Genomic DNA, 1,081 nt, shown 5'->3' with positions numbered 1-1,081 from the left:
GAAATACGGCATCATCATTACCGATATTTTTACCGGCGTAGCTACCCATCGTTTCCACGGACTCTCCCATTCCCATCCCGCCGTGCGCCAGAGGATGAAGGAATGGATTGTCCAGACGATGGATATAGCTCTGGAGATGGGTGTGGACCGGATTGGAGGCCACTGGGACGCCCTTTCGGTGGAGGTTCTGGAAGATGTCGAGAGATACAGAAGTGCAGTAAAGAATATCTATGCCCAAATTCGGGAGCTATCTCGCATCGCCCAAAAGAAAGGCCTGGGGGCCCTTTACCTCGAGCAGATGTACGTCCCCAGTGAGCTGCCCTGGACTTTGGCGGGGGCAGAGGAGTTTCTGATGGAGGTAAACCGAGGTAATGACGGGGTGCCGGTATACCTGACGGTGGACACGGGACATCAGGCCGGCCAAGGCTACGGCCTACAGGGAAAGGACGCCGACTACGAGGAGTGGCTGAGGAAGTTTGGTGCGGTCTGCGAAGTGGTACACATTCAGCAGACGGTTCCCGAGGCCAGCCATCATTGGCCCTTTACCGAAGAATATAATCGGAAAGGTCATGTGAGGATGGAGAAAGTCATTGCTGCTCTGGAATACTCCCATCGCCATTTCCGAGAACAACCCTTCGCCGAATTTATGCAGCCTGTGGAAAAAACTGTTCTGATAGCGGAGATCATCCCTGCCTCCACCAAGACCGAAGAGACTCTGTTAGGAGAGCTGAAAGAGACTGCTCAGTTTCTGAGAGAAGACACTCCCCAGGGAGGTCTGCAGCTAAGTATCGGGTAGGAGAGATGGGAGATTTTAGCCAGAGCTCTGCTGGAAAAGTCGGGTCTAAGGAGGACTTCAGCGAAAAACGCCTGGTACTTGCTCTTTCGTGCAAAGAGCCGAGGAAGTTCTTACAAAATAGGGAAAGATACTCGGCTTACAACTGGTTTTGAGGATGAGGAAGCCTGAATGGTTCAGATCGCTGCCTCCATTATGTGCGCTGATCTCTGTCACTTCCTTGATGACGTAAGAGCTTTGGAGAGGAACATACTTTGCAAATTCGGGGGAGGGTATTCTCTCAGAAAC

1 protein-coding gene is annotated in these 1,081 nt (G+C 52.2%); it reads left to right on the top strand.

Annotation, left to right across the window (positions count from 1 at the left end; all coding sequences use genetic code 11):
* A partial coding sequence (locus HW443_RS11675) for a sugar phosphate isomerase/epimerase family protein (protein ID WP_176238269.1) occupies positions 1-796 on the top strand: 796 nt, incomplete at its 5' end.
* Positions 797-1,081: the final 285 nt, after the last annotated feature.

This window comes from Candidatus Hakubella thermalkaliphila, assembly GCF_013281975.1.
Taxonomy (GTDB): domain Bacteria; phylum Actinomycetota; class Humimicrobiia; order Hakubellales; family Hakubellaceae; genus Hakubella; species Hakubella thermalkaliphila.
The sequence above is the reverse complement of the archived record's forward strand: the minus strand, read 5'-3'. Positions and strand labels throughout refer to the sequence as shown.